The organism is Acidobacteriota bacterium (genome assembly GCA_039028635.1).
Taxonomy (GTDB): domain Bacteria; phylum Acidobacteriota; class Thermoanaerobaculia; order Multivoradales; family JBCCEF01; genus JBCCEF01.
In genome coordinates, this window is sequence record JBCCHV010000022.1 from 36,941 (window position 1) to 63,834 (window position 26,894).

Genomic DNA, 26,894 nt, shown 5'->3' on the forward strand with positions numbered 1-26,894 from the left:
ACAGAATAACGTGTATCGAGTGTACTAGTACGCATGGTACACCTGTCGACACCGGTCCAGGGAAAGCTCTCACCATGATTCAGGTGGTCACCGGGGACGCGCGTCCGGTCTTCCGCCAGATCGTGGACGGCCTGCGGATGAAGATCGCCACCGGCGAGCTCTCTCCGGGTACTCGACTGCCGAGCGTGCGGGGTCTCGCCCTGCAGCTCACCATCAACTCCAACACCGTTGCCAAGGCCTATGCCGAGCTGACTTCGGAGGGACTGATCGAGTCTCGCAAAGGGGTCGGTGTGTTCGTCTGCGAGCCGCGGCAGCGTTTGAGCGATGACGAGCGGCGGCGGCGCCTCGACGAAGCGCTTCAACACTTCGTCAGCGCCGTGGTGGCTCTCGGCTACTCGCCCCAGGAGATCCTGGCGCGACTCAGCTCGGAGCTCGAGCCCCTCGTTGCGAAGGAACCGAAGCCATGATCGAAGTTTCCACCCCTCGAAGCTCCGTCGACCGGCCGAAGCCGGCGCCATCGGGCGAGCCTGCCGAAAGTCCAGGCCCCTCCGGCGACTGGGCCCTCGCAACCCGCGACCTGACCAAGCGGTTCGGTCGCAAGGTCGCCCTCGATGCCCTCTCCCTGGAGGTCTCCCGCGGTGGCGTGCACGCCCTGGTGGGCAGCAACGGTGCCGGCAAGTCCACCCTCTTCCGCATTCTCCTCGGCCTGATGCGGCCGAGCGCCGGCGACAGCCAGGTCTTGGGCTTCGACAGCCAGCGCTTGACGCCGCCGGTCCGCGGGCGCATCGGGCTGGTGCACGAAGAGCACACCCTGCCCGGTTGGATGAGCGTGGCGCGCCTCGAGGCGATGCATCGCCAGCTCTACGGCCGCTGGGACGAGGCCGTCTATCGCGAGGTTTTGGGCCATTTTCACGTCTTGCCGGAACAGAAGGTCCGCCAGCTCTCGCGCGGCGAGCGCGCCGGGGTCAACCTCGCCATGGCCCTCGCCCAGCAGCCCGACCTGTTGATTCTCGACGAGCCCACCCTCGGCCTCGACGTGGTCGCCAAGCAGGCTTTTCTCGAAGCCCTCTTGTTCGTCGGCGAAGAGCCCGATCGCACCGTCCTCTATTGCTCTCACCAGATGGACGAGATCGAGCGCGTCGCCGAGGATCTGATCATTCTCGAGCGCGGGCGATTGATCAGCCATTCGCCGCCGGAGGATTTTCTGGCGCGGGTGAGTGCCTGGAACGTGACCTTTTCGTTCGGACCTCTGCCGGTGATTCCGGGCCTTCTCCAGGCGCGTCGGATCGATGGCCAGCAACAGGTCATCGTGATCGACGCCGAAGAACACTTCCCGGAGCTGTTGCACAGCCTGGGGGGGCAGGACGTGCTGCGCCTTCCGCTCGGTTTCGACCGCGCCGTCAACGCCTTCTTGACGCGCAACCACTCGACGCCGGACGCGTCCCTCGAGCAGGGCTAGGAGATCGTCATGGGGCATTTGATCCTGAGTGAGCTGAGTCGCTTCCGCACCCTGGTCCTGGCGTTTGGAATCTCTCACCTGGTGGCGCTCCGTTTGCTCGCCACCTTCACCGATCTGTTCTCGCCGTCGACCGCCAAGCTGATCGTCGGGGTGTTCTTCTATGGTCTTGCCGGGCTGGTCTTCGGCATGCTTCAGATCGGTCCCTATCGGCGTCCCAACCAGTGGGCCTACCTGGTTCATCGGCCCCTGTCGCCGCGCCGTATCTTCGCGGCCCTGACCATCGCCGGAACGGTGATCCTCGGGCTGGCCTTGGCGCTGCCGATGGCGCTGGCGACCTTGTTTCTCGATGTCGGCTCGGCGCAGGGCCTCGACGGCCGCCATTGGTTGATGACGCCGTTTCTCTACGGCGTCGCGGTGGCCTTTTTCCTCTGCGGTCAGTTTGTGCTGCTGAGCCGAAGTCGTGCTGCCGCGCTGGTGCTGTGCTGGCCCGCCTTCTTCCTCGCCCCGGGGGCGGTGGGTGGTTGGGCCTTCGTGACCATGGCCTTGGTGCTGTTTTGGCTTCTGGTGGTGGTTTCGTCGGCCTTCAAGCCCAACCTCGGCACCCATGTCGAGAGCCCGGTCGCCCTGGTGGCCACCGCATTGCCTTTGCAGTATGCCTTTCTCGGCCTCCTGCTGATCAGCGCGAACTTCGTCTACTCGATGGTGGTGATCACTCAGCAGGCGGGACTGCGGGGGCTCCCGACGTTCAGTTGGAACGACTACTACGGCGAGGGCAGCTACCCATGGGTTCTCACCCTGCCGGAGAAGGAGGGCTTTGCCCACGGCCTCGCCGAGGCCGCGGGCGCCGAGGCGAAGTTCCTGGCGCGTCAGATCGAGCTGGCGGACGTGCAGTGGGTCGCGCCCCGGATCCTGCGCCGTCCGGTCCGGGGACAGCTCATGTTCCAGGGCGATCCTGCGCCCCTGATCGACCGTGAGCGCGGCCTGCTCTGGACTTTTCGCCACGACGCCATGGTGTTTGCCGGCATCGAAGCCCGCACCGGCGATGCCGCCGGCTGGCTCGGAGCTTCGGGCGCTCCGGGCGATCTGCCCACGGATCTCGAACCCTTCTCTGAGGTGCCGGTGGTGGCCGGGTCCTTCGTGATCACGTCCCAGGAGTTGCGGACTCTCGATTCGGACAGCGGCGAGCTGATGCCCCGCTGGCGTGCCCCGGCCGGAGAGAAGCTGGTCTCGTGGCCGACCCACGAAGCCGGCGTGACGGCTCTGCTCACCGACCAACAGCTCTACCTGTTCACTCCGCGACGAGACGACGAGTCCTTGGTGGCGCGGGCGGCGGTGCCGTTGCCGACGTCCCTCGACAACTTCTTCGGGGCCCACGTCGCCGAGCTGGTCGACGGTTGGGGAGTCGCATTCCTGAGCGGTCGGCGCAGTGACCACGGCTTCGCCGAGACTCGCCAGGTGGTGGGAGAGGTGCTGCTCGACGGGCCCTGGCAGGTGGTCGCCGAGCGACCGTTGCGGGTCGGCATGAGCGCCAAGACCCGCTTCTTCGCCTTCGTCGTCTCTCCTGCTCTGCGCACCTTCCACGATCTCGCCTGGTCGGCGGCGGCACCGCGGCGCCCGAATCGCGTGTTGCCCGCGGAGCTGATCGACCGCCGTCTGCCGGCCGGGGTGTGGCCGGCGGCGTTGGCGGTGGCGCTGGCTTCGGCCCTCCTGGCCGGCTGGCTGGGGCGGCGCCGAGAGCTCACTTCGCGGGCGCGGTGGATTTGGACCCTGGTCGCCTTCCTGACCGGTCTTCCGGGGCTGCTGAGCTTTCTCTTCCTGACCTCGCGGCGCGAATCGGAAGCTCCGTCCCGACGCCGCTGGCTGCCGAGGACGGGAGCATTGCGCGAGGCGGCGTCTTGAGCCGGCAGTGGTGGCTCGGGTCCGTCCTCGTCGGCGTCGTGTTGGGCGTTGTCGGATGGGCGCCGCAGCCGGCCCGGGCGGAGCTGTTGCCGGCGGAGCGCTTCCTGGCGCGATCCGTCGTGTCCTCGGCGGTCGCCTCGCCGAGTGGCGACCGCCTGGCGTTCGTGATGCGGGAGGCGCAGGGGAGCAGCGTTTGGCTGCTCGAGGCGGAGTCGGAACGGCGCCATCGCCTGTTGGCAGCGCGCTCTCTGTCGGCCGTGGCCTGGTCCGCCGACGGGGCCGGGCTGGTGGTCGAGATGGACCAGCGTTTGGCCTACGTTCCCGTCGATGGCGGGCGTCCCCACGTCTTCTACCGCCTCGAGGAAGGCCGGGACGAGCACTACCGCGGTCCCGACCCGGTGGTTCCGGGCGCGGTTCTGGTCACCGAAACGGAACCGCCTTTCCGGTTGGCGAGGGTCTTCGTCGACGGTCGTCGCGAGGTGCTCTGGCAGGGAGACCGGCGGATTTCGGACTTCCTCGTGAACCGCGACGGTGCGCTGCACTGGATCGAAGAGATCGATGGCCTGGAAAAGGTGGTGCGGCGCGCGCGGCCCGCGGCTCCGGAGCTGCTGCGTTGCGGGTTCCGGAGCGCTTGCGGCCTGCTGACGGCGGCTGCCGCGGATCGGCTTCTGGTCTGGCGGCGCTGGCAGGGGGATCTGTGGGCGATTACCGAGGTGGACGGGGAGAGCGGTGCCGAACGTTTGTTGCACCGCGATCCTCTCGGCTTCGCGGACCTGGCGCGAGTCAAGCTCGAGCCGCGAACCGGCCGCCCTCTGCTTGCGGTTCACCATACCGATCGGATGCGCAGCTATGCCCTCGATCCGGCTCTGGCGGCGACTGTCGAGGCGTTGCAGCGCCGCTTTGCCGGCAGAAATCTGGTGATCGAGCCGCGTCCCGCCGGGCGCTATTGGTGGCTGATCGAGCTCGGCGACGATTTACAGCATCCGCGGCATTTCGTCTACGAACCGGCGATGGATCGCCTGCGAGAAGTCCTCGGCGCAGAACGAGCCGCCGGCGACCCGCTGCCGGACGATGTTCTGGTGCGGCGTCGCGCGGTGCGCTACCGCGCCAGCGACGGCTTCGAGCTCCACGGATTCGTCACCCTGCCTGCGGGGCGCGATCCGGCCGATCTTCCGCTGGTGGTGAAGGTCCATGGCGGCCCCTGGAATCACGTTCGCCCCGGCTGGGATCCCCATCTGCAGTTCCTGGTCAGCCGGGGATATGCCGTCTTCGAGCCCAACTTCCGGGCGTCGACCGGCTACGGTCTGCTCTACACCTTGGCCGGTGGCGCCGACTTCGGTGATGGGCGAGTGCAGCAGGACATCGTCGAGGGCGTCGATCATCTGCTCGCGTCAGGAATCGGAGACGCCCGGCGGGTGGGAATCATGGGTCACTCCTTCGGGGGTTTCTCGACCCTCGGAGGGCTCGCCTTCACACCCCGCAAGTTCCGCGTCGGCATCGCTTCGGCGCCGCCGATCGACCTCGTGCGCACGATTCGCGAGTACGACGACCAGGCCACCTTCGCCAGCGGCCTACCGCTCAAGGATTTGCTGCGGCGGTATTTCTTCGACTTCGAGGATCCGGCGACGGCGCAGGCGATGCAGGAGCGCTCGCCGCTGGCCCATGTCGGCGAGACCGAGCGCCCCCTGCTCGTCCTGGCCGGGGCCCGTGATGTCAAGGTGGCGGTCGCCGATGTCCGCCACTATGCAGCGGCACTGCACGACCGCGACCACGACGTCAGCCTGCTGGTCGATGGACGAGCCGGCCATGGCTTCGATCATCGCCTGCTGCGAAGGGCCTACCTGCACCTCGTCGAGCGCTTCCTGGGACATCACCTGGGCGGTGCGATCGGCCCGCCGGCGGACGCCGAGTTGGTGGAGTACCTGAACCGCAATCTCGATCTCACCGGCGAAAGCCTGGCGGCGGCCCTCGCCGTCCCCGAGGGAGGTTGAGAGCGGGAGGGTAGTGGTCGAACCAGGGATGTCCCGCGCCGTGAGCCGGCCCACTTCGGGCCGGCGGCCCAGGACGGCGGCCCAGAACGGTTGGCGGAAACCGCCTGCGAGCTCCGTATACCGGTTAGGAACCCCTCCGATCCGGACCGGTGGCATCCCCGGTCGCCAGCAACCTGGCGATCAGGAATGCCGCCGCAGGCGAAAGGACTCGATCGATGCACTCTGCCCTCTCGTTGCCCCAGCGTTTCTTGTTTCGCTGGCTGTTGGCCTACTCTCTGCTCTACACCCTGCCGTTCCCCCTCGACCGCCTGCCGTACCTCGGCGATTCCGTCGGCGAGGCGGTGCGTTCTCTGTGGACCAAGGCCGGCGTGTGGTTCGGGCAGCGGGTGGTGGGTATCGAGGGGGAGATCTACACCGGCACGACCGGCAGCGGCGACACCACGCTGGCCTATTTGCTGGTGGCACTGGTCGGATTGGTCTCCCTCGCCATTGCCGTCGTCTGGTCGCTGGTCGATCGCCAACCGCGCAACTACCGTCGTGCCGGGCGCTGGCTCGCCCTCGGAGTCAGCTTCTACCTCGGCGTCGTGATGCTCGAGTACGGCTTCGCCAAGCTGATTCCCTCGCAGTTCCCGCGCCCCAGCCTGCATCGCCTGCTGACTCCCTATGGCGACTCCTCGCCGATGGGCCTGGTGTGGACCTTCATGGGGCAGTCGCCGGTCTACACGGTGTTCGCCGGCGCTGGCGAGGCGTTTGGCGGTTTGCTGTTGTTCTTTCGCCGTACGCGGACCTTGGGAGCGGCGGTGCTGACGGCGGTGATGACCAATGTCGTGATGATCAATTACTGCTACGACGTGCCGGTCAAGCTCTACTCGAGCCACCTTCTGGCGATGGCCATCGGCCTGCTGCTGCTCGAGCGTCGGCGCCTGATCGACTTCTTTCTGCGCTCGCCCGGAGGCTCTGGCCTGGGCATCGCCTCGCGCCGTGGCCGCCTCGCCCTGGCGGCCTTCGGAGTGCTCCTGGTGGGCACGGTGATCTACACCGGCATCGAGCGCTCCGGATCCCTCTACCGGGAGTACGGCGACGGCCGCGACAAGCCCGACCTCTGGGGCATTCATGAGGTGGTGTCGTTCGTTGCCGAGGGCGCAGAGGTGCCGCCCCTGTTGACCGACGAAAACCGCTGGCGGGCCTTGGTGATCGATTGGCCGCGGCCGATGTCCTGGGGAGGCACCGAGCGTCCGGGCATGGTCACGGTACAGAACATGGACGGCCGCCTCGCGCGCCATCGCCTGGTCTTCGACGAGGGCGAGCGCACCATGACCTTCCTGCCGCCCGAGGCCGCCTCCCTGCAAGCCGTGCCGGAGGATGAGCGCGCCCTGCTCGACGTCCTGCGCTGGCGGCAGCCCGAGTCTGGAATTCTGGAGCTCATCGGTCGGTGGCGGGGGCAGGCGGTCGAGATTCGTCTCGCCACCCGTGCCCTCGACGAGATGGAGCTACCCGGTCGCGGCTTCCACTGGATCAACGAGTTTCCTCGCAACCGCTGATCGTTCGTTCTCTCACTCCGCCGCTCGGAGGTGGAGGGGCGATGCGCAAATCCCACGCGGGGCAAATTTCGTACAATTAATAGAATATTTCAAATTAATGATAGTAAATGTATTTGAGCTCAGAGGTGCCTCTATGCTTCGGCGTCATCCGGTAGTTCTTTGGCGGATCCTGGGAATGCGCGATCCCAGGGTGCCCCGTGCCGAGCTCCTCTGGCGCCGAGTCCCGACGCGCTCCCCACCTGCTTGCTGATTCTTGGACTCGCGGCACGGGCCGCAGCTCGAAGGCCTCGAACCGCTCGTCGTCACGGTTCGGGAATCGCAGTCCCGTGCCCTGGTGTCTCGATGGCGACCACTTCGAACCAACTCAGGGGCCAGGAGGCAAGCAATGAAACTTCGCACAGGCATTTTGATCGTCTTGTCGGCGTTCGTCGCCGCGGCTTCGGCCAGCGGACAGTTCGCCAACGCCGATCTCACCGGCCGGGTGACCGACGCCCAAGGGCAGGCGCTGCCGGGTGTTCTGGTGACCGCGACCCAGGAGGCCACCGGTCGGCAACGAACGGTGGTGACGGCGGCGACCGGTACCTACATCGTGCACGGGCTCAAGCCCGGTGACTATCGGATCCGGTTCGAGCTCGAGGGTTTCCAGGGACGCGATCAGAAGGGGATTCGGCTGCTCGTCGGCCAGACTGCGCGGGTCGATGTCGAGCTCCAGCTCAGCGCCGTCGAGGACACCGTGACGGTGACGGCGGCGGCCCCCATAATCGAGCTCGAGTCGAAGGAGATCGGTGGCACGATCACCGGCGAAGAGTTCGAGGTGCTGCCGACGCAGAACCGCAGCGCCCTCTTGTTCGCGGGTCTTTTGCCCGGCGTGACGCCCTCTCCGGACACCGAGTCGACCTCCTCGGACTCCTTGTTCGTCAATGGCCAGACCGACTTCAACAACTCCTTCAACGTCGACGGTGCCAATAACGACGACGACGTCATCGGCGCCATCGCCGGCGCCCAGACCCGCACCTCGATCGAGGCGATCCAGGAGTTCCAGGTTCTCACCACACAGTTCGATGCTGAGTTCGGTCGTGCCCTCGGAGGGGTGCTCAACGCCATCACCAAGAGCGGCTCGAACGACTGGTCGGGAGCCCTCTTCGGCTATCTCCAGGACTCCTCGAACAACGAGAAGAACTTCTTCACCGAGGTCAACAACCTCGAGCGCCCAGACACCAGTTACGAGAACCTCGGGGTCTCCGTCGGAGGCCCGATCGTGCGCAACAAGGCCCACTTCTTCGTCAACTTCGAGGACATCAGCGACCAGGAGGGCATCGTGCGGTCCTTCGTGGCGCGACCGGAGAAGAACTTCTCGACCAGCGAAGACAACTCCCTCGAGAACTTCCTGGTCAAGGTCGACTATCAGCTCACGCCGAGCTATCACCTGGCGGTGCGCTATCTGCGCGAGGAGTCGCCCCAGTTCAACCAGATCATCGGTGGTCAGGAAACCCTCGAAACCTCGCGCGAAGAGGACGATACCGATTCCAACTGGATCGCTTCCCTCGACACCGTGATCGGAAATTCCGCCCTCAACATCGCCCGCGTCGCCTTCACCAAGGAAGACGTCGCCTTCGCCAACCCGGCCTTCAACGGCAACGGTCAGAGCTTCTCGGCGCAGCGCAATCAGCCGGTGCGGGAGGATCGGCCGGGAATCAACCTGGGCTCGAGCGCCGTCGCCCAGGCGCGGGTCAACCGCGCCCTGCAGTTCGACGACACCTTCTCCCTCTGGCTTCCCGATTGGCATGGCGAGCACGACCTGCGCTTCGGGGTGCAGTACTCGGAGCGTGAGGAAGAGTTCAGCAACTTCGGCACGGCGCAGGGGGAGTTCGATTTCAACGTCGACCGGCCCTTCGATCCCAGCGATGTCTCTACCTACCCGTTTGCCTTCACGGTACGGGTCGCCGGGCCGCAGACCGCCGAGATCCCCAAGAACGACGTCACCGGGCTGTTCATCCAGGACGACTGGAAGATCAGCGGTGATCTGGTCCTCAACCTCGGCCTGCGCTACGACGAGGAGAGCGTCACCGATGGTGGTGACGTGGCGCCACGGCTGGGCTTCGCCTGGTCGCCGACGGAGTCCGGCAGAACCGTGATCCGGGGTGGCTTCGGGCGCTTCTACGATCGCCTGCCGCTGTTTCTCTACGACGACTTCTTTCTCGATGCGGTCAGCTTGTCGAGTGGTTTCCTCCAGCGCTTGCCGTCGGCCGGCGCCGATCAGCAAGGGTTCTTCGACCTCGCCCAGGCGAACGGCGTCACCACCCTCGACGAGCTGCGCGACCTGTTGATCGCGATGATCGAGGGTGGTGCCGGGAGCCTGATCAATCGTGCCCCAACGGTCGACAACCCGGCGCGACAGCAGCCCTATGCGGATACGGTGAGTCTGGGATTTCAGCACGAGATCGTACCCGGCCTGGCGGCCACCGTCGACCTGGTGCGGGCGGAGAACAAGGATGCCCTGGTGCGGGGCGACCTCAATCCGTTCTCCTCCGCCCAGGGCGGCCGCCCGAACCTCAGTGTCCTCGACGGCCAGCCGGTCGAGCTCGACAACATCACGACCATCTTCAACCTGGGAGAGCGCGAGTACACCGCCATCCAGGGATCGCTGCAGAAGCGCTTCAACGGCACCTGGGGCGGCCGCCTGGCGGTGACCTACTCGGAAGGGGAAGGCAACTACGACGGCGATCCCGGCGATTTCGCCTATTTTCAGAGCCGCACCGAAACCGGCTTCGACTTCGATACCGGCCGCCTCCTCGGAGAATCACCGCGGCTCAACCTGGGGGACCGGCGCAACGATCAACCGGCGCTCTTCGATCGCGACTGGAACATCGTGCTCTCGGGTCAGTACCTGGTGCCCAAGACCGGCTGGCGCCAGAGCGAGGGGCTGATCATCTCTGGCGTGGCGCGCTATCTCTCCGGAGACCGCTTCACCGTGCTCGACAACTCGGCGCGCCTCGACAACGGCAACCGCGCTCCGGCGGCGGGCGGCGACTACGCCGGCGACCCCGGCCTCGGCCGCTCCCAAGACGTCTCCTTCGACGGCGGTCTCAACGGTGCCGAGAACCCGGGGTTCCTGCAAGTCGATCTCAGCTTCCGGTACCGGATCCCGATCGGAGAGAAGCTCAAGGTGAGCCTGCTGGCGGACGTCTTCAACGCCACCGATCGGGTCAACTTCACGACCGCCGGCGGCACCCGCGAGGGCACGCCCAACTTCCTGGTGCCGAACGTCGCGCGCACGGCGAGGGCTTTCCAGTTCGGCCTGCGAATCGATTTCTAGCCATTGCGACCACTTCGTCACGGCCGGCAGGCACAGGAGGCCCGGATTTCGTTATGATCCGGGCCTCGGCCCGGGTTCTCTCCGGGAAGAATCCCAGAAAAAGTTCAGGAGATAGTTGTGATCAAGAAGAGCTATAGCAAATCCGGTCGTGCCTGCCGCGTGACCTTCCGCCTGCCGCAGGAGGAAGTCACCGGCGAAAAGGTCGCCCTGCTGGGTGACTTCAACGAGTGGAGCCCCGAAGAGCACACCCTCGTGCGGCGCAAGAACGGCACCTTCAGCATCACCCTGTCGGTGGATGCCGAACAGGAGTACCGCTTCCGCTACCTGGTCGACGAAAGCCAGTGGCTCGACGACCCCGAAGCCGACCGCGCAGTGCCCAACCGCTTCGGCGGCACCGATGGCCTGCTGGTGGTTTGAGTTCGTGGCGTGAGGTGCCAGGGCACCGATCGCCAGAATCGCGGTAGTACCAGAAAGCCGCGGGGACGCTCATTCCCCGCGGCTTCTCTCGTTCGGCTCGGGCTGGCCTTTAGTGCGAGCTGCCCTCCGCGGCGCCGCCGGCTGCCTTCCCGAAGCGCTTTCCGATCCAATCGCTGATCTGCTCCAGGGCGTGGGGCGCGAAGGTCTCTTCGATGGTGCCGTACTCGGCGACGGCGCCGGTTTCGGCGTGCTGGAAGAGGTGGTTGAGGTCTTTCAAGATCTCGATCTGAAAGTCCTGGTTGCCGGCCTTGGTCAAGGTCTTCTCGAAGATCTCGGCGTTGACCTGGGCTGCCACCTGAACGTCCTTCTCGCCAAAGAGGGCGAGGACCGGCAGCTCGAGCTGCTCGAGGTAGACCGCCGGGTCTTGGCGCATCAGGGAGCGGAACCAGGGGGTGCTGGTCTGGCGGATTCCGATCTCGATGGCGTCGTCGGTGATGCCAAGGGCGGCGAGGTCCGCCTCGGAGAGGGTGGCGAGCTGCTCCTCGCTGCGCTCCCTCATCTTGGCCATCAGCGCCTCACGGTCGAGGCTCTCGTCTTTGACCAGGGCGAGATCCTCCGGCTGGGTCGCGGTGACGCGCTCGATCAAGTCCGGCGAAACGCCGCTGAGGCGGAGGGCGTCGCCGGTCTGGCGTACGAGCAGCTTGTCGAGGGCTTCGCCGGGAGGGGCCAGGAGCACGAGAAAGTCGAGCTCTTCACTCTGAGTGGCGACGATCGGGCCGGAAAGGCCGCCCTCGCTGTGACCGACGATGCCGACGGCGCCGCGGTCGATGCTGGGCTGCTGGGCGAGGAAGGCGACGCCGGCGGCGGCGTCTTCGGCGAAGTCGATGACGGTGGAGCCCATGTGACTGCCGCTTGAGCCGCCGACGCCGCGGTCGTCATAGCGCAGTGAGGCGATGCCGTGGCGGGCGAGGTGGTCGGCGATCACCAGGAACGGCTTGTGCCCCATGAGTTGCTCGTCGCGGTCCTGGGCGCCGGAGCCGGAGACGAAGACGACCGCCGGAAAGGGGCCTTCGCCGGGTGGCGTCAGGAGAGTGCCGGCGAGCTCGACGTCGTCCGCCTGGTTGCGAAAGGTGACGTCTTCGGCTTGGTACGGGAAGGGGGGCTCCGGGTGCTGCGGCCGCACCAGAGAAATCGCTTCTTCGATGCGAAAGAAGGTCAGCTCGAGCTCGCGACCCTGGTTCCAGGTGCCCTCGAAGGCGGAGCCATCGGCGTTCAGGGTGCCGTTGTAGGAGCCGTTGATCGCCCGGATCGTGAAGCTCAGCTTGCGGTCCTCGAAGGTGATCTCGTCGACCGGCATCTTCGCTCCCTGGTCGATGCTGTCGAGGGTCGCCATCAAGGCGCCGTCGTCCTTGGCTCCAACCTCGAGACCGAGCCGGAGCTGCACCTGGCCGAGGTCGAGGGTACCCTTCCAGTTACCCTCGGCTCCTTCTCCGGGCATGCCCTTTTCGGCGACCGTCTCCTGCGGGGGCTCGGTCGCGGCGGCGGCGCTGCGCGCCAGGGAGAACTTCAGGGATTGCGGTCCTTGGGTGAAAGACCCGGAAAGGGTCTCACCGTCGGCCGACAGCTTGCCGTCGAAGGTCGGAGTGCCGGGAACGCCGGCCATTTCGAAGTGAACGGATTCGCCTTCGGCCTTGACGTTCGACAAAGCGAAGCCCTTCAGGCCCTGAGCCGGGATGTCGATGGTGCCGCTTTGGGCCGCGGCGTCGAGCTGCACGTTGATGCCGAGCTCACCGTTGGGCAGCTCGATGGCGCCCTGCCAGGAACCGGTGGCGGACTTTTCACTCGCCAGGGCGGCGCCGGCCAGCAGCAAGGCGGCGGTGAGGGTGAGGAGATTTTTCATCGTATTCCTTCCTTGCGGCCCCGCAACTTTGGGACGCATCGTTTCGGAGCTCTTCGAGCGGATCGTCGCTTGTTTCTACGCCAGCGCGAGAGGGTTCATTCCTTCGCAGTCGAAGAGCGATCTCGAGCGCTCCGGGAGATGTCTTATATGCTTGTCATTGAGACAAGTTTGATTGACATTCTTGAGCGTATTCGACGGCATAAGGGAAGTCAAGCTTCCTTGTCATTTCCCGTAGTGTCTAACTACCGTGCCTGGCTGCGGTCCCTGGTTGCGGTGCTTGGCTGCGCCTAAGGGATCGTCGCCGACCAGGCGTCCAGGTTGCCCGACTCGAAGCCGTCGAGGAACAGGGTGCGGGTGGGATGGGCTTGTCCGAAAACATCGGAAAGGGACGGGCTGTCGTCCCAGACGACGACGAACTGACCGTTGTCGAGGGCTGCGACGTCGGGGTTGCTCTGTTCAGTGGCGTCCACGCCGACGGCTTCGGGAGGCGCCGCCGGCCGGCCGTTGGGGAGAATCTGGCGGACGAAGACGCGGGGCGGATCGGTGTCCCGCTGCCAGGTGACGACGAAGCCGCCATTGCCGGGAATCGCCGTGACCTGCGGTTGGATGGCGAGGCCGGTCGCCGATTCGTCGAGCGCGATCTCCGGCCCCAGCGGAGTGCCGCTGGGATCGAACAAGCGACCCATGATCTGTTGGGCGCCTACCGCGAAGTGCTCCCAGACGGTCAGGAAGGCGCCGTTCTCTTGCGCTGCGACGGCCGGAGCTCGCTGCACTCCGGTGGTTTCGACGGCGAGATCGAACTCGCTGCCGAGGGGAGTGCCATCGGCGGCGAAGCGCCGGCCCTTGACGTCGCCGGCACCGCTCGAAGAGTCGGCCCAAACGGCGACGTGGCCGAGGTTCGAGATGCGGGCCAGCTCGGCGTCGGTCTGGCTGGGGAGGGCTGCGGTCGCGACCGGCATTTCATCGCCCGGTAGCGTGCCGTCGGGCTCGATCCGGCGCTGCAGAAGACGACGACCGGCGGTCGAGGGAAAGCCGGCGTCCCAGACCACCAGGAAATCGCCGTTGCTGTCGGTGGTCAGAGAGCTGCGGGCGAAGAACCGCAGGTCATCGTAGTCGCGCGGCTCGCTGACCTCGAAATAGCGGAAGAACACCGGATCGCCCATCGCATCGAAGACTCGGATGCGGACTTCGTTGTGACCGGGGCGATTCGTGTTCTCGCTCCAAACCACCGCGAACTCGCCGTCGTCGTTGATCGCGATGTCTTCCGGGTCGAGGTAGCTGTCGATGTCCGGCGGCTGGTTGTAGCCGTCGCTGAAGCCGGCCCGGAAGCCTGGTCCCGCAGGTGTGTCGGGAGCCTCGAAGGATCGCACCCGCGCGATCTGATTGACGTAACCGTAGCCGTCGTCACCGGAGTTCTCCCAGGCGACCACGAAGCGTCCGTTGGTGCCGGCCGCGATATGGGGGCGCTCGTGACTCTGGAAGTCGAGGCCGAAGTCATCGTCGCTGATCTGGAAGACCGGACCGGGGGCCTGGGCCCAGTAGACCGAAGTGGAGACGACGACGAAGATCAGCCCGGCCAGCAGCTTCGATCCGCTCTGCTTCGAAAGCACGACAACTCCTTCGAGAAGTATTTTGTGATCGGCGCGCTTTATTCTATACCGAGGGTATTTCCGATCGATGACGTCAGTGCGAGGGCCGCGTTGCCCGCTCTGGCGCCGGGCTCAGATCTCGAGCACTCGCGCCGCGTCCGGGTCCGGTCCGATTTCGGTCCAGTGGACCAGACGCAGCTTCCAGTCTTCGCCGCGGCGGCGGAAGACATCGGTGAAGGCGACCCGGGAGTTGGCGCCGTCGCCATTGGGGAGCTGGAGCTTGGCGTTCTGAATGCCGGCGACGATGCCGGTGTCGCCCCAGTGCTCGATCTCGAGCATCTCGAGCTTGAGCTCGACGATGCGATAGGGCCCCTGGGTGGTCGCCTGCAGATAGGCCTCACGGCCGAGATGCTCACCACTGGTGGCGAGGGAGTTGAAGTCTGCATCGAGCAGCCGCTCGAGGGTCTCGGCGTCACGCTCCTTGAGGGCGGTGAGCAGGGTTTCGGTGACGGCGCGCAGTTCTTCCATGGTCGGCGATCCTTCCGAGTAGGGAGGGTTGTTCCAAGTCTGGGCTTCTCAGGTTTCGAGCTCGTAGACGGCGCGGTAGAGCTCGACCGCTTCGGCGACCTTTTGGCGTACCTGGCCCCGGCGGTGGCGCAGCTCATCGGCCAGGCCGCGGCGGGTGCCGAGCTTGAGGAAAGCGCGAGTCTCGCTGAGCAGGCGGGTGCGGTCGTCGTGGAAGCGCAAAGCTCCAGGCCCGGTGAGGGGCGCCAGCAGTGCGACTCCGAGTGCGGCCCAGCCATTCCAGAGGAAGCCGGCGGCGGCGGCCTCGATCAGCCAGGCGATGGGGTAGACGAGCAGCGCTGGGAAGATCTTGTAGGTGGCGAGCTGGTCCTCGTCGCTCTTGCGGCTGGCGATCATCGAAACCGCCAGGTAGGGCAGGCCGTTGAGCAGCGTGCCGACCATCGCGACGGGCAGGCGCACCAGCATGCGAAAGGCGCTGCGCAGCAGGTGGCGAGAGACCGAGGGCAGCGGGTAGCGCGCCGCCACCTGGCGATCTCGCAGGCCCGATTCTTCGAGCAAGGCCTGGTAGCCGGCGACGGCGGTTTCAACCTCGGCGACGCGCTCCGGGTAGCGCTCCACCAGCTTGCGATAACCACTGAGGAAGGCTCGCCGGGCGGCGAAGGTACGACCGAGCTCGCTGCCCTGGGGCAGGTCCGGGTCGCGACGCTCGAAGATCTCGACGGCGCGGGCGATGCGCTGGGCCTGGTCCCAACTATCGAAGTTGAGGGTGACTTCCGCCAGGCCCCGGGACAGGGTTTCGGTGAGGGCTGCCACCGCCGCGCGATCGTCCGCCTGATCGGCGACGATCGCCAGCGGGTCGATCTCTTCTCCCACTCGCACTAGCAGCCGAGAGCGAAATTTCCCCTTGTTGTCGAAGATCAGGCCGATCGGCACGACCCGCAGGTCGAGGGGGCCGAACTTCTCTTCCGCGGCGAGGACGATGCGGGCGGCACCGGTCTTGAGGGGCAGCAGCGCCGGCTCGTTGTGACTGGTGCCTTCCGGAAACAGGGCGACGGTGCCGCCTTCCGCGAGCACCTCGTGACAGCGCGCGAAGGTGTCGGCGTTGCGGCTCATGTCGACCTGGTCTTGGCGCCGGTAGATCGGAATGACCCGGGCGCCGTTGAGCAACGGCCGCAGCAGGGCGATGTTCCACAGGGTGCTCTTGCCGAGAAAGCGCGGAATGCGCGGCAGGGTGCCGAAGAGCACCATGGCATCGACCAGGGCACTGACATGGTTGGCGATCAGGACCCGCGGCCGATCGTCGAGCAAGACGTCGGCGCCCTCGACCTCGATGCGGCGGAAGAACAGCCGCAGCAGCAGGCGATCGAGCCAGCGGAGAAGGCGTACCGTGCGAGTCATGGCGTCGGGCTCGTCGACGCCCCCTCGGCGCGCTCGTTCCAGGCGCTGGCGGCGGCGAGGCCGCGCTCCTCGCGCACCAACTGCATGCCGATCAGGCCGAGAACGAAGAACAGGCCGTTGGCGAGGATGGCGATGCGCTGCGAGCCGGACCAGGACGACAGGGCGCCGAAGACGAAGGGTCCCAGCATGTAGGCGCCCTTGCCGGCGAGGCCCCAGAAGGCGAAGAACTCGCCGCTCTTGGCGACCGGCGAGAACAGCCCCACCAGACCGCGCGAGGCGGATTGCAGGGAGCCGATGCCGAGGCCAGCGGCGATGGCAATGGCCCAGAAGAAGCTCTTGGTCTGGCAGAAGTAGGCGGCGACGGAGACGGCGATCCACAGCACCAGGCTGATCTGGATGGTGCTTCGGGCACCGAGTCGGTCCTGGATGGCGCCGAAGACGAAGGCGCCGCCGGCGGAGAAGAGCTGCAGCGCCATGAACAGAACGATCAGCTCGCCGGAGGTGAAGCCGAGGGTGCGCTCGGCGAAGATCGAGGCGAAGGCGATGATCGTCATCAGCCCGCAGGAGAACAGGAAGAAGACAGTGAGGAAGCGCACCAGCTCGGTGAAGTGACCGATGGCGCGGGCGGTTTCGGCGAGGTGGCCGAAGCCGGCGCGGGCCGAGGCGACGAAGGACCAGGCGGCGGGCCGCGGGGCGCGCTCGCGCAGGAACAGGAAGGTCGGCAACCCGCTGATCAGGAAGAAGGCGGCGGTCACCAGCCAGGCGAGGCGCAGGTTGTCGACGTTGTCGCTGGTGAAGCCGCCGGCCAGCAGCGGCCAGCAGGCGGCGAGGCAGGCGAGGCCGCCGAAGTAGCCCAGACCCCAGCCGAATCCGGAGATGCGGCCGATGTTCTTCGGCGTCGAGATCTCCGGCAGGAAGGCGCCGGCGAGGTTCTCACCCATGGCGTAGGCGATGTTGGAGATCACGAACAGAGTCAGGCCGAGGGTGACCTGGCCCGGTTTGACCCAGAAGAGGGTGGCGGTGCCGGCGACGCACAGCAGGTAGGTGGCGGCGAGAAAGAACTTCTTGCGGCCCGAGTCGTCGGCGGTGGCACCGACGATCGGTGAGGTCGCCATCACCACCAGGTTGCTGATCAGGATGCCGAGGCCCCACAGAAAGTCGGCCTGATCACCGGGGGCGACGAGCTTGGTGAAGTAGACGCTGAAGGCGACAGTGACGATCAGGGTGGTGTAGCTCGAGTTGGCGAAGTCGAACATCGCCCAGCCGACGATCTCTCGCCGGCGCACCGCCGGAGCGGCCTCGTTCCGCAAGGCTGGGTTGGTCATGACGGCGCCGATTGTCGCAGGTTTTCGAGCCGCTGGGGGTCGACTTTGGCTTTCACCGTGCGGCGGTCGAGGCCGAGACGGCGGGCCGCCGCTTGATAGCTGCCGGCGTCGGCGTAGACCAGCGTGCAGTAGCGGCCGAGGACTTCGTCGGCGGAGAGGTCGCCGCGAGCGATCTCTTCCGCCAGGGCACGCCGGGGGTCGCTCGGCGCGGTCACCTTCGCCGGTCGGTAGTCACGACGAATCAGGACGTTGCGCAGGCATTGGCCGAGCTCGCGCACGTTGCCGGGCCAGCGATACTCGCGGCCGAGGTTTTCCTCCACCCAGGCCTGGACCTCGCTGGCGAGGGCCGGGGCATCGTCTGGGTCGACCAGGCGCGCTGCCAGGGTGGTCAGAAGGTCGCCGAGCTCGGCCGGATCGTCGTCGAGGCGTTCCGCCAGGGACGGTGTCTCGATGGTGTCCGAGCACAGCCGGTAGTAGAGGTCCTGGCGAAAGGCGCCCCGGGCCATCTCCGCCGCCAGGTCGCGGTTGGTCGCCGCCACCGCCTTGCCGAGGAAGCGCCGCGAGCGATGCTCGCTGCCGGTTTCCCCGAGGCGTTGGAAGGTGCGGCTTTCGAGCACCCGCAGCAGCTTGACCTGGATCGGCAGGTCGATCTCGCCGATCTCGTCTAAGAAGACGGTGCCCAGCGGCGGGCAGATCTCGAGCCAGCCGGTGCGGTCCGTGAGGGCGCCGGTGAAGGAGCCGCGGCGGTGACCGAAGAGCTCGGACTCGATCAGGGTGGGCGACAGGGCCGAAAGGTTGAGCGGGTAGAACGACTCCTGGAAGTGCTCTTCGAAGGCGCCGCTCGAGGCCTGGAAGGGGACGTAGCGGGACAGCCCGATGGCGCGCGCCACCAGCTCCTTGCCGGTCCCGGAGGGGCCGGTGACCAGGGTGGTGATGTCTCCCAGGCGATCGTAGAGGGAGGTCTGGAAGCGCCGCAGGTCGTGGGTGAAGATCGACTCCCAGACCCGCGCCCGCAGCCGCGCCGCCGGCATCGAGCGCCCCAGGATGTGGCGGTGGATGTAGTGGAAGGCGCGGCGCACCTGGAAGAAGCAGGCGAACAGGTGAGCCGGCGCCAGGCGACCCTCCCGCGGTACGCCGGCGGGGCCCAGAAGGTCCTCGAGCTCCTGCGCGAAGGTGCGGTAGAAGGGCGCCTCGAGGCGCGCCGCGCCCTTGCCCTCGGAGCGCAGGATCGATTCCACGAAGGAGCGCTGGTGGCGGTAGTAGAGGTGGTAGAGCACCAGGTCGGCGTAGAGGCGCCGGTCGGCGGCGCTGCCCTTCTCGCCGTCCGCCAGACGCTGGCGCACGGTGTGGACCAGGTCGGTGACGCGGCGCTCGAGGGCGAGCAGGTTGGGGCGGTCCGGCTCGGCCCCCGGCGGCGCGATCCACACCGCATCGGCGGCGACGAACTCGTCTCCCAGGGCTTGTTTCTCCCAGGCGATGCGCTGGCGCAGGAAGGGATTGCAGTGGGTCAGCTCGGAAAGCGCTTCGGCCACCGAGCGCTCTTGGGGTGTGAAGAGTGGCATCGTACATCGAATGTACAGGTGATGTTCTCTGAGTGTCAACAAGTGCAATCTCCTCGACTGGCGGTAACCGTGATCTCTTGAGCCTTAAGCCCTGTCAAGAAAGGAGTTGCAAGGCGTAGACCAGCGCTGGCACGGACCTCGCTCTGAGGCAGAGGGCGGTGAGTCGCTTTCGGCTCACCGGTTCCTCGGAGGCTTGGTCATGACCCATCGCACTCTTTTCAATGTCGTTCGCGGGCTGCTCATCGCCCTCCTCGTCTGGTTCGGGGTTCCGGTGGCCCAAGGCGCCGGCCTGCTGATCGCCGAAGACGGCTTCGGCGGTGTGCTCGAGATCGAGGAGCACTCGGCCCGGGTCACCATCGACAACGGCATTGCCGTGACCGAGGTCACCCAGGTGTTCCGCAACACGGAGCGCCGGGCGGTCGAGGCGCTGTACACCTTCCCGGTGCCGAAGGGTGCCTCGGTGGCCGGCTTCACCATGTGGATCGAAGGCAAAGAGATGGTCGGCGAGGTGCTCGAGAAGGAGCGCGCGCGAGAGATCTACAACAGCTACAAGCGGGTGCGGCGCGACCCCGGCTTGCTCGAGCAGGTCGACTACAAGACCTTCGAGATGCGCATCTTCCCGATCGCCGCCGGCGCCGAGCAGCGGGTGCAGGTGACCTACTACCAGGAGCTCGATGCCGATGCCGGCTGGGCGACCTATGTCTACCCGCTGGCGACGGTCTCGCGACCGGGCGTCGATGCCCGGGTTCATGGGCGCTTTGCCCTCGACCTCGACGTGCGCTCGGAGATCCCCATTGTCGAGCTGGACAGCCCGAGCCACGGCTCCGACGTGGTGGTGGCCTATCCCAGCGCTCACTTCGCCCAGGCGAGCCTCGAGGCCGCCGGCGGAGATCTGTCGCGCGACCTGGTGCTGGCCTTCAAGGTCGAGCGGCCGCGCACCGGCTTCGACCTGGTGACCTCGCGGCCGGACGGCGAGGATGGCTACTTTCAGCTCAGCCTGACCGCTGGTGAAGAGCTTGCCGAGCAGGTCGGAGGCATGGACTATGTCTTTGTCCTCGACGTCTCCGGCAGTATGGGCGAAGAGGGCAAGCTGAGCCTGTCGCGCCAGTCCCTGGCGGCCTTTATCGAGGCCCTCGGTGAGAACGATCGTTTCGAGGTGATGAGCTTCAACCTGGCTCCCACCGCCCTCTTTCAGCGGCTGGAGGCGGTCGAGGAAGGGTCCCTGGGCCAGGCCAACCGGTTCCTCGGCGAGCGCCGGGCGCGTGGTGGTACCCGCCTGCAGCCGGCGATGGAAGCGGCCTACCGCTACAAGGCCGCCGACCGGCCGCTCAATGTGGTGGTGCTCTCCGACGGCATGTCGGCCCAGAGCGAGCGCACCCAGCTCCTGCAGCTCATCGGCCAGCGACCGGCAGGCACCCGGGTATTTTCGATCGGGGTCGGCAACGAGGTCGACCGGCCGCTTCTCGAGCAGCTCGCCGAGGACGCCGGAGGGTTGGCGGCCTTTGTCTCCCGCGGCGCCGACTTCGAGCGCCAGGCGCGCGCCTTCCAGCAGAAGCTCACCCGGCCAGCGGCCACCGACCTCGAGCTGAGCTTCGCCGGCGGTGACCTCTACGACATTGAGCCGGCCCGTTTGCCGAGCCTCTACTACGGCAAGCCGTTGCGCATCTATGGCCGCTATCGCGGCGGGGGTCCGGTGACTCTGCGCCTCTCCGGGGTGGTGGGGGGCGAGATGCTCGACAAGGAGCTGCAGATCGAGCTGCCGGAGTATCCCGGCGGGCGGCCGGAGATCGAGCGCATGTGGGCCTGGCACCGGGTGCGCAGCCTGCAGAAGGAGGCCGATCGCAAGGGCAGCCGGGATACCGTCGTCGACGAGATCGTGCGCCTCGGCGAGGACTTCTCGATCGTCACCGAGTACACCTCCTTCCTGGTGCTGGAGAACGATGCCGAGTACCAGCGCTGGCAGATCGAGCGCCGCAACGATCGGCGTCTGGGGCGTGATCGTCAACGCCAGGCCGAGATTCGGGCCGAGCTGGAGAGCCTCCGCCAGCGCGCCGCCTCCGGCATCGGGCCGGTGGATCCGGCGGCCAAGGAGGCGGCGCCGACTCAGATCGCGGCTCGCCGTGACGTCGCCTCGGCGGTGCCCAATCCGAGCTCGCCTCCGGCGACCAGCGAACGCAAGGGTTGGGACCTCGATGTCGGGGGTGGGGCCCTCGATCCGCTGACCGTGTTCGTGTTGGTGCTGCTGGTCGGGGCAGGCGGTTGGGCGCTGCGTCAGCGTCCCAGCGAGGGGCCGTGGTGAGACCTTTGAGGGATCTCTGGGAGGGCGGCCTCGCCCTCCATGGGACGGCCTGGATCTTCGTTCTGCAGGCGATTCCGGCGTGGGCCGATGCCCTGCAGTACGACCGTCGGCGGATCGCGGCGGGTGAGGTCTGGCGCCTGGTGACCGGCCACCTCGCCCATTGGTCCTGGGGCCACGCTCTGTGGGACGGCGTGGCCTTCGCCCTGCTCGTCGCTCTTGCGCTGCGGCTCGACCGGCGCCGCTTGCCGGTCGTCCTGTTGGCCTCGGCCGTCGCCATCTCCCTGGCGGTGTGGTTCGCCGAGCCGGGGCTGCGCCTTTATCGCGGCCTTTCCGGCATCGATGCCGCCCTCTTTGCCTTCGTGGCGGCGGCGTTGGTGCGTCGCGGTGGCCGAGCGCGGCTGGTCGGCGGCATCGCCTTGCTCTTGCTGGGCGCCAAGATCGCCTGGGAGATGACCACCGGAGGCACGCTCTTCGTCGCCGCCGTGGATGCCGGTTTCGTCACCGTGGCGCTGGCCCATTGGGTGGGTGCGGCGGTTGGGCTGGCGGTGGGCTTCTCGCGGTCGCAGACGGAGCGCGCCCTTGGCCGTCCCCGCCGGCTGTCCTGGGTTTCCCGGCAGCTTCGAGGCAGCGCCTCTTGAGAAGGGAGAAAGCGAATGTTCGTCTGGTTGCTGTTGGCGACGGTGGCGGTGTCCTTGGGCTGCAGTCTGGTGGTTTCCCGGGTGTTCGACCGGCCGCTCCGAAAGATCTTCGATGCTCTGGTCAGCGAGTCTTTGGCAGCGGCCTGGCACCGCTATGTCAAGTTCGCGATCTATGTCATCGGGGTCTCCGGCGGGGTGTCGATCTACCACCTGCAGAAGTTCGCCGACGGGATGGGCGGGCTGACCCGGGATCGCTGGCTGCTCGAGAGTTTGCGGGCCTTCCAGTCTTCCCTGGAGAGTCTGGCGATTCTGCTCTTGGTGGTCTTTCTGGTGGCGCTGGTGGCCTTCGTGATCCTGCGCGGCTTCGAGCTGATGGTGTCGCGACGTGCCGCGAAGCAGGCCGAGGGGACGGACTAGGCCCCCTCGGCCCGCGGCAAGGGTGGCAGTAAGGCTCGATCAGTCGAACGGTGACTCGATCATGCAGTCGGCGCAGTTCTCGGTCTCGTCGAGCTCACAGAAGCCGTCGTTGTCGCAGGCGGCGTGGCAGTCGGAGCAAGTGGCTTCAGTTTCGCTGCCGTTGCAGATGCCGTCGTAGTTGCAGGTCGCGCAGTTGCCGAAGGGGCAGAGGCCCGGCACGACCCAGCGTTGATTGGTCTGATAATGACAGGGGTACTGCTGCACGTTGTCGCTCGGACCATGGAGGCGCTGGTCGAGGCAGAGTCCGCTGCGCTGATTCTTGAGGAAGAAATCGCTGCCGTTGAAGAGCAGGTCCCAGATCTGGCGGTTCCCGGAACCGCAGAAGTTTTGCTGGACGTTGGCATTGGGGTGTGACGACCCGCCGATCACTTCGAGACAGAACCCGCTGTGTTGGGCCCGCAGACGGTAGGCGGAGCCGCCGAGCGGCACCAGCTCCCACTGCTGGTTGCCGCCGTTGTGGCAACCGTAGACCTGGACGTTGGCCGTGGCATGGGGGCTGTTGCCTTCGACGTCGAGACACTTTTGACTGTAGACGTTGCGAATCTGACGGTATTGCTGGGCGTCGGCAGGGGCGGTGGCTGCCATCAGGATCGCGAGGGCGATCAGCGACAGGGCGAGGGCAGGGATCACGGTTTGCGTTCTCATGACGATGACTCCTTGATCGGTGACAGAGCTCCGAGGCGCCATCGCCTCGGGACGACGCCCCCGAGGCTTTGCGACGGGCCTGGCCCTTGCCGGAAGCGAGCATCCCTCTCGGGCGCGCATCCGGGCGCTGTCGGGTTGGCCGGATCGGGGGCTGTCAGAGAACGCGAGAAGACAGCCGGATGAGCAACATCGAGTTTCTGCGCAGCGGGAAACTGTTCAGGTAGACGGCAGGGCGGAGAGCTCGCGACGAGCCTGTTGCAGGAAGTGGTCGTCTTCGACCGCGGTGCGCTCGAGGTCCCAGAGGGCGGCTTCGAGGTGGCGGCGCGCCTCGGTGGTTCTTCCGATCTCCGCCAGGCAGCTCCCGAGACGCAGGCGGCTGACGGCCGTCAGCCAGTTGCCGGCCGGCAGACTCGCCGCGCGCAGCTCGAAGGCGCGCTGTGCCAAGGGGATACAGTCCGCGGGGCGTCCGACGTCTTGGTACCCGCTGGCGAGGCCGAGGGCGAGATAGGAGATGCGGGGATGGTCAGAGCCGAGCTCCGCTTCCGCCAGTGCGAGATTTTCCTCGGCCAAGGGGATGGCGACCGCCGGGCCGCGGCTGCGGACCAGCACCGTGGCCAGGTTGTGGCGCGCGTGGATGGTCTCGAGATGGCCGCGGCCGAAGTGTTTCTGGTTCAGGCGCAGCCCTTCGCGGGCGCTGGCTTCGGCTTCTCCGGCAGGGTCCGATGGCTCGACCTCGATCAAGGCGACGGCGAGGGCCTTGAGGATCGATGCTCGCAGGCCCGGATCGGCGTCGGGCACTCGTTCGACGAGCCTCAGGGCGCGGCGCGCGGCTTCGACCGCGCGATCGAACCGCGCCCAGAGGTAGTACAGGGTCGAGAGCTGAATCTCGAGCTTGGCGCGCTCTGAAAAGTCACCGGAGCCTTGGCTGAGCAGGAGGCGGCCGCGCTCGAGGGCCTCGGTGGCCTCGGCGTAGAGCTCGAGCTCGGCCAGCGCCCGGCCGTGACTTTCGAGGAAGCGGGAGAGCTCGACGTCTTGCCGGTCGAAGGATCCTTCGGCGGCGCCGCGCGCCGCGGCGATCATTTTCTCGGCGGACTCGTAGTGACCGGCCGCGAACATCATCTCGCCGATCAGCAGGCCGAGCTCGGCTTCGGATCTACCGTTGGCGGCTTCTGTGAGATGGCCACCGAAGAGATCGAGGCTGCGCTGGAGAAGCTGTTCCTCGGGGAGGTTGAGCTGGCTCACCAGGTTCAGGAGGACGAGCTTGGACTCCAGCGGCTGGTCGAGCCGTTGTATGCCGGTAATGGCCTCCGCCAGGCGTCCGGAGGGCATCAAGCGCTCTTCCGCAGGCTCGGCGAGCTGCTCGATGAGGGTCAGAGTCTCTTGTCCTTGCTCCGCCAAGCGCCAGGACTGAATGCCGGCGGCAATGGCCAGGATGAGCGAGGCCAGGGCGAGGCCGACGACGCTCAGCACGACTCGGTGGCGTTTCACGAAGCGCTGGGCTCGATAGCGCTTGCTGCCGCGCCGGGCCCGGATCGGGCGGTCCTGAAGATGACGCTCGAGGTCGTCGGCCAAGGCCTGGGCCGAGGCGAATCGCCGGCCCGGCTCCCAGCGCAGGGCCTTGGAGGCGATCTGATCGAGATCGCCCCGTAGGCGCCGGACGATTTGCTTGGAGCTCGACTGTCGCTCGGCTGCGACGGTCGCCTTGCCGGCGACCAGGGACGACGGCCGGGGCGGATCGCGATCATCGGCGGTGGCTCGCGGCACCTCGCCGGTCAACAGCAGGAAGAGCAGCAGCCCGGCGGAGTAGATGTCGCTGGCGACGGTGACGGTCTGCCCGGCGAGCTGTTCCGGGCTGGCGAAGGCCGGGGTCATGGGAACCAGGTAGCTGGCGGTGGCGGTGACGTCGTCGCCGAGCAGCTTGGCGATGCCGAAGTCGAGGAGCCGAAGATTGCCGCCTTGGTCGACGAGCACGTTCGAGGGCTTGAGATCGCGATGCACGACGAGGTTCTGATGGGCGTGCTGCAGCGCTCGACAGAGCTGCTGGATCAGACGCAGGCGGTCCGTGATCGCGAGCCGGTGCTGCCGGCAGTAGACGTCGAGGGGTTGGCCCGAGACGTACTCCATCACCAGAAAGGGCCGACCGTCGGCGAGCTCGCCGCCATCGAGCAAGCGCACGATGTAGGGATGGTCGAGGCTGGCGAGGAGGCGGCGCTCGACGGCGAAGCGGCGCCGGCCATAGGGGTCGAGGCGGTGGGCGTGGAGAACCTTGATGGCGACTTGCTGACCGGCGAAGAGCTGCTCCTCGCGCCGACCGCGATAAACGCTCGCCATGCCGCCATGGCCTTCGAGGACGAGGTCGGAGTATCCCGGGACCTCGGGTAGCGGCGCCGGCTGTGATCCGGCGGGCGGACCGAGGTCGAGGCCGTCCCAGCCCGAGGGTGACTCGGCCGCTGCGGCCAGCAGCTCGGCCAAGAGATCGCTGAGCTCCGGATCGGCGGCGCGCTGCGCCGCGAGAAGATCGCGCCGCTCCGCGGTGGTGAGATCGACCGCCTGATGGAAGAGCTTCTCGAGCTCCGACCAGCGGTCGGCATCCACTAGGTGGCGCTCCCGGTGCCGAGAGCACGCTGCAGCCAGGCGCGGGCCAGGCGCCAGCGCCGAATCACGGTCATCGGGGTGACCCCTTGGAGGTGCGCGATCTCCTGGTTGTTCAGGCCGGCGAAGAAGCGCAGCTCGATGAGCTGGGAGAGCTGAGGATCGTGCCGGGCGAGGTCCGTCAGGGCGTCGTCGAGGGCGAGGATCTCGAGGCTTCGGGGGCTGCCGCCGTGGCGGGCCGGATCGAGGGTGGTGACGGTGGCTTTTCTCTTGTCGGTCCGGCGCGCCCGCGCCCGATCGACCAGGATGCGGCGCATGATGCGGGTGGCGATGGCGAACAGGTGGCCGCGGTTGTGCCAGCGAGCGCGATCTTGGTTCAACAGCCGAAGCATCGCCTCGTGGGCGAGGGTGGCTGGGTCGAAGGTGGCGGTGGGTGGCTCGCTGGCCAGGCAGCGGTGGGCCATGCGGTGGAGGTCACGGTAAACGGCGCTCAGGGCTTCGCCGAGGGCTTGCTCTTCGCCGCGGCCGTGACGCCGCAGGATGGCCGTGACGCTTCCCGGGCGGGAGTCCCTGCCTGGGGCGCGACCGTGAGTCGAACTCGGAGGACGACTCTCCGGACTCATTCGGATTCCTTTCGGAATGTAGAAATCTAAATTTCCTTGAATTATTGCATGGGCTCTCCCGTTGGCCCATGCCCCATCGGGGCCGGCAGCTGGCTCGGGGGTTGGGGTGGCCCCGGTCGTGGCGGCCCGCCTGGGACGCTACCCGCTGCGCTCGACCACTCGGCGGGCGTGGTGGGCGTTGTGGTAGAGGGTGAAGAAGAGCATCTCGCGCACCGTCAGCTTGCCGAGGATGGGATGCGGCAGGAGGCAGCGGTCGAGGGCCGGGTCGCGCCAGCGCTCGAGCTGGTGCAGCAGCTCGTTGCTGCCCTTTTGCCAGAAACCCAGGATCTGCGCCTTCCAGGCCGCCGGCGTCAGGTCCGGGGTGTGGGCCGATGGTGCGAAGGAGCCCGCTTGGGCAGAACCGTCGGCGAGGGCGGCGAGGTATTGCTCGCGCACCGCTTCGAAGGGCCGAGAGCCACCCTGCGAAGCGCCGAATCGCAGGCGCAGGAGAAGCTTGGGAATCGCCATCCCCTGGCCGACGGCGCGCACCGATTTGTTGAGATGGCGGAGGTGCCCCTCCGGCGACCAGAACTCGCCCTGGGGAGCGAAGAAGGTCTCCAGGGGAAGGTCCGAGAAGTGCTGGTGGATCTCCGCCTGCAGCCTGCCGAGGCCGGCGGCCAGCGTCTCGCGGTCGGTGGGGGTGGTGATCTCGAACATGG

20 protein-coding genes are annotated in these 26,894 nt (G+C 67.0%); 10 read left to right on the forward strand and 10 right to left on the reverse strand.

Features of this window, described 5'->3' with window-relative positions; genetic code table 11:
• The first annotated feature begins 74 nt into the window (after window positions 1-74).
• The 7 genes from AAF604_10840 to AAF604_10870 all read left to right on the forward strand — a co-directional run bounded on the left by AAF604_10840 (window position 75) and on the right by AAF604_10870 (window position 10,623).
• The gene (locus tag AAF604_10840) at window positions 75-467 is read left to right on the forward strand and encodes a GntR family transcriptional regulator (protein ID MEM7050151.1); all 393 of its coding nucleotides are present in this window, start codon (window positions 75-77) and stop codon (window positions 465-467) included.
• A complete protein-coding gene (locus AAF604_10845) occupies window positions 464-1,459 on the forward strand; it encodes an ABC transporter ATP-binding protein (protein ID MEM7050152.1) in 996 nt (331 codons plus the stop codon). Before AAF604_10840 ends, AAF604_10845 begins: the two co-directional genes overlap by 4 nt.
• A 9-nt stretch (window positions 1,460-1,468) precedes the next feature.
• Window positions 1,469-3,358, forward strand: a complete 1,890-nt coding sequence (locus tag AAF604_10850) for a hypothetical protein (protein ID MEM7050153.1) — start codon at window positions 1,469-1,471, stop codon at window positions 3,356-3,358.
• Window positions 3,355-5,349, forward strand: coding sequence for a prolyl oligopeptidase family serine peptidase (locus AAF604_10855; protein MEM7050154.1), 1,995 nt, complete (start codon window positions 3,355-3,357; stop codon window positions 5,347-5,349). The genes AAF604_10850 and AAF604_10855 overlap by 4 nt, the downstream gene beginning before the upstream one ends.
• 215 nt (window positions 5,350-5,564) lie before the next feature.
• Complete coding sequence (locus tag AAF604_10860; GenBank protein MEM7050155.1) at window positions 5,565-6,890, forward strand: hypothetical protein; 1,326 nt, start codon at window positions 5,565-5,567, stop codon at window positions 6,888-6,890.
• 385 nt (window positions 6,891-7,275) lie between these two features.
• Window positions 7,276-10,206 (forward strand): TonB-dependent receptor, encoded by a 2,931-nt coding sequence (locus AAF604_10865; GenBank protein MEM7050156.1) that lies wholly within the window; start codon window positions 7,276-7,278, stop codon window positions 10,204-10,206.
• A 117-nt stretch (window positions 10,207-10,323) separates the two neighbouring features.
• On the forward strand, window positions 10,324-10,623 hold the full coding sequence (locus AAF604_10870; protein MEM7050157.1) for an isoamylase early set domain-containing protein: 300 nt from the start codon (window positions 10,324-10,326) through the stop codon (window positions 10,621-10,623).
• Between the two features lie 109 nt (window positions 10,624-10,732).
• On the opposite strand, the gene AAF604_10875 is transcribed toward AAF604_10870, so the two are convergent.
• The 6 genes from AAF604_10875 to AAF604_10900 form a co-directional block, all read right to left on the reverse strand.
• Complete coding sequence (locus AAF604_10875; GenBank protein ID MEM7050158.1) at window positions 10,733-12,523, reverse strand: alpha/beta fold hydrolase; 1,791 nt, start codon at window positions 12,521-12,523, stop codon at window positions 10,733-10,735.
• A 287-nt stretch (window positions 12,524-12,810) separates the two neighbouring features.
• Window positions 12,811-14,133, reverse strand: coding sequence for a hypothetical protein (locus AAF604_10880; protein ID MEM7050159.1), 1,323 nt, complete (start codon window positions 14,131-14,133; stop codon window positions 12,811-12,813).
• A 111-nt stretch (window positions 14,134-14,244) separates the two neighbouring features.
• The gene (locus tag AAF604_10885; GenBank protein MEM7050160.1) at window positions 14,245-14,640 is read right to left on the reverse strand and encodes a nuclear transport factor 2 family protein; all 396 of its coding nucleotides are present in this window, start codon (window positions 14,638-14,640) and stop codon (window positions 14,245-14,247) included.
• 48 nt (window positions 14,641-14,688) lie between these two features.
• Window positions 14,689-16,035: a 1-acyl-sn-glycerol-3-phosphate acyltransferase gene (locus AAF604_10890; protein MEM7050161.1), complete on the reverse strand. Its 1,347-nt coding sequence runs from the start codon at window positions 16,033-16,035 to the stop codon at window positions 14,689-14,691.
• The gene (locus AAF604_10895; protein MEM7050162.1) at window positions 16,032-17,360 is read right to left on the reverse strand and encodes an MFS transporter; all 1,329 of its coding nucleotides are present in this window, start codon (window positions 17,358-17,360) and stop codon (window positions 16,032-16,034) included. The genes AAF604_10890 and AAF604_10895 overlap by 4 nt, the downstream gene beginning before the upstream one ends.
• The gene (locus tag AAF604_10900) at window positions 17,357-18,922 is read right to left on the reverse strand and encodes a sigma 54-interacting transcriptional regulator (protein ID MEM7050163.1); all 1,566 of its coding nucleotides are present in this window, start codon (window positions 18,920-18,922) and stop codon (window positions 17,357-17,359) included. The genes AAF604_10895 and AAF604_10900 overlap by 4 nt, the downstream gene beginning before the upstream one ends.
• Before the next feature lie 199 nt (window positions 18,923-19,121).
• On the opposite strand from AAF604_10900, the gene AAF604_10905 reads away from it, so the two are divergent.
• The 3 genes from AAF604_10905 to AAF604_10915 are packed head-to-tail and all read left to right on the forward strand — an operon-like array spanning window position 19,122 to window position 22,276.
• Window positions 19,122-21,221: a VIT and VWA domain-containing protein gene (locus tag AAF604_10905; GenBank protein ID MEM7050164.1), complete on the forward strand. Its 2,100-nt coding sequence runs from the start codon at window positions 19,122-19,124 to the stop codon at window positions 21,219-21,221.
• Window positions 21,218-21,859 (forward strand): rhombosortase, encoded by a 642-nt coding sequence (gene rrtA / locus AAF604_10910; protein ID MEM7050165.1) that lies wholly within the window; start codon window positions 21,218-21,220, stop codon window positions 21,857-21,859. The genes AAF604_10905 and rrtA overlap by 4 nt, the downstream gene beginning before the upstream one ends.
• A gap of 15 nt (window positions 21,860-21,874) precedes the next feature.
• On the forward strand, window positions 21,875-22,276 hold the full coding sequence (locus AAF604_10915; GenBank protein MEM7050166.1) for a hypothetical protein: 402 nt from the start codon (window positions 21,875-21,877) through the stop codon (window positions 22,274-22,276).
• A 39-nt stretch (window positions 22,277-22,315) separates the two neighbouring features.
• Here the strand turns inward: AAF604_10915 and AAF604_10920 are convergent, their stop codons facing one another.
• The 4 genes from AAF604_10920 to AAF604_10935 all read right to left on the reverse strand — a co-directional run bounded on the left by AAF604_10920 (window position 22,316) and on the right by AAF604_10935 (window position 26,892).
• Window positions 22,316-22,981 carry a ricin-type beta-trefoil lectin domain protein gene (locus AAF604_10920; protein MEM7050167.1) on the reverse strand — a complete coding sequence of 222 codons (666 nt, stop codon included), beginning with the start codon at window positions 22,979-22,981 and terminating at the stop codon, window positions 22,316-22,318.
• Between the two features lie 216 nt (window positions 22,982-23,197).
• Complete coding sequence (locus AAF604_10925) at window positions 23,198-25,576, reverse strand: serine/threonine-protein kinase (GenBank protein ID MEM7050168.1); 2,379 nt, start codon at window positions 25,574-25,576, stop codon at window positions 23,198-23,200.
• Window positions 25,576-26,196, reverse strand: a complete 621-nt coding sequence (locus tag AAF604_10930; protein ID MEM7050169.1) for an ECF-type sigma factor — start codon at window positions 26,194-26,196, stop codon at window positions 25,576-25,578. The genes AAF604_10925 and AAF604_10930 overlap by 1 nt, the downstream gene beginning before the upstream one ends.
• A 138-nt stretch (window positions 26,197-26,334) precedes the next feature.
• Window positions 26,335-26,892, reverse strand: a complete 558-nt coding sequence (locus AAF604_10935; protein ID MEM7050170.1) for a DinB family protein — start codon at window positions 26,890-26,892, stop codon at window positions 26,335-26,337.
• Window positions 26,893-26,894: the final 2 nt, after the last annotated feature.

Excerpts from the sequence above, each read along its gene's own strand:
- AAF604_10840 (MEM7050151.1), top strand. The coding sequence starts at position 75 with ATGATTCAGGTGGTCACCGGGGACGCGCGTCCGGTCTTCCGCCAGATC.
- AAF604_10845 (MEM7050152.1), top strand. The coding sequence starts at position 464 with ATGATCGAAGTTTCCACCCCTCGAAGCTCCGTCGACCGGCCGAAGCCG.
- AAF604_10850 (MEM7050153.1), top strand. The coding sequence starts at position 1,469 with ATGGGGCATTTGATCCTGAGTGAGCTGAGTCGCTTCCGCACCCTGGTC.
- AAF604_10860 (MEM7050155.1), top strand. The coding sequence starts at position 5,565 with ATGCACTCTGCCCTCTCGTTGCCCCAGCGTTTCTTGTTTCGCTGGCTG.
- AAF604_10865 (MEM7050156.1), top strand. The coding sequence starts at position 7,276 with ATGAAACTTCGCACAGGCATTTTGATCGTCTTGTCGGCGTTCGTCGCC.
- AAF604_10875 (MEM7050158.1), bottom strand. The coding sequence starts at position 12,523 with ATGAAAAATCTCCTCACCCTCACCGCCGCCTTGCTGCTGGCCGGCGCC.
- AAF604_10885 (MEM7050160.1), bottom strand. The coding sequence starts at position 14,640 with ATGGAAGAACTGCGCGCCGTCACCGAAACCCTGCTCACCGCCCTCAAG.
- AAF604_10890 (MEM7050161.1), bottom strand. The coding sequence starts at position 16,035 with ATGACTCGCACGGTACGCCTTCTCCGCTGGCTCGATCGCCTGCTGCTG.
- AAF604_10895 (MEM7050162.1), bottom strand. The coding sequence starts at position 17,360 with ATGACCAACCCAGCCTTGCGGAACGAGGCCGCTCCGGCGGTGCGCCGG.
- AAF604_10900 (MEM7050163.1), bottom strand. The coding sequence starts at position 18,922 with ATGCCACTCTTCACACCCCAAGAGCGCTCGGTGGCCGAAGCGCTTTCC.
- AAF604_10905 (MEM7050164.1), top strand. The coding sequence starts at position 19,122 with ATGACCCATCGCACTCTTTTCAATGTCGTTCGCGGGCTGCTCATCGCC.
- AAF604_10915 (MEM7050166.1), top strand. The coding sequence starts at position 21,875 with ATGTTCGTCTGGTTGCTGTTGGCGACGGTGGCGGTGTCCTTGGGCTGC.
- AAF604_10920 (MEM7050167.1), bottom strand. The coding sequence starts at position 22,981 with ATGAGAACGCAAACCGTGATCCCTGCCCTCGCCCTGTCGCTGATCGCC.
- AAF604_10930 (MEM7050169.1), bottom strand. The coding sequence starts at position 26,196 with ATGAGTCCGGAGAGTCGTCCTCCGAGTTCGACTCACGGTCGCGCCCCA.
- AAF604_10935 (MEM7050170.1), bottom strand. The coding sequence starts at position 26,892 with ATGTTCGAGATCACCACCCCCACCGACCGCGAGACGCTGGCCGCCGGC.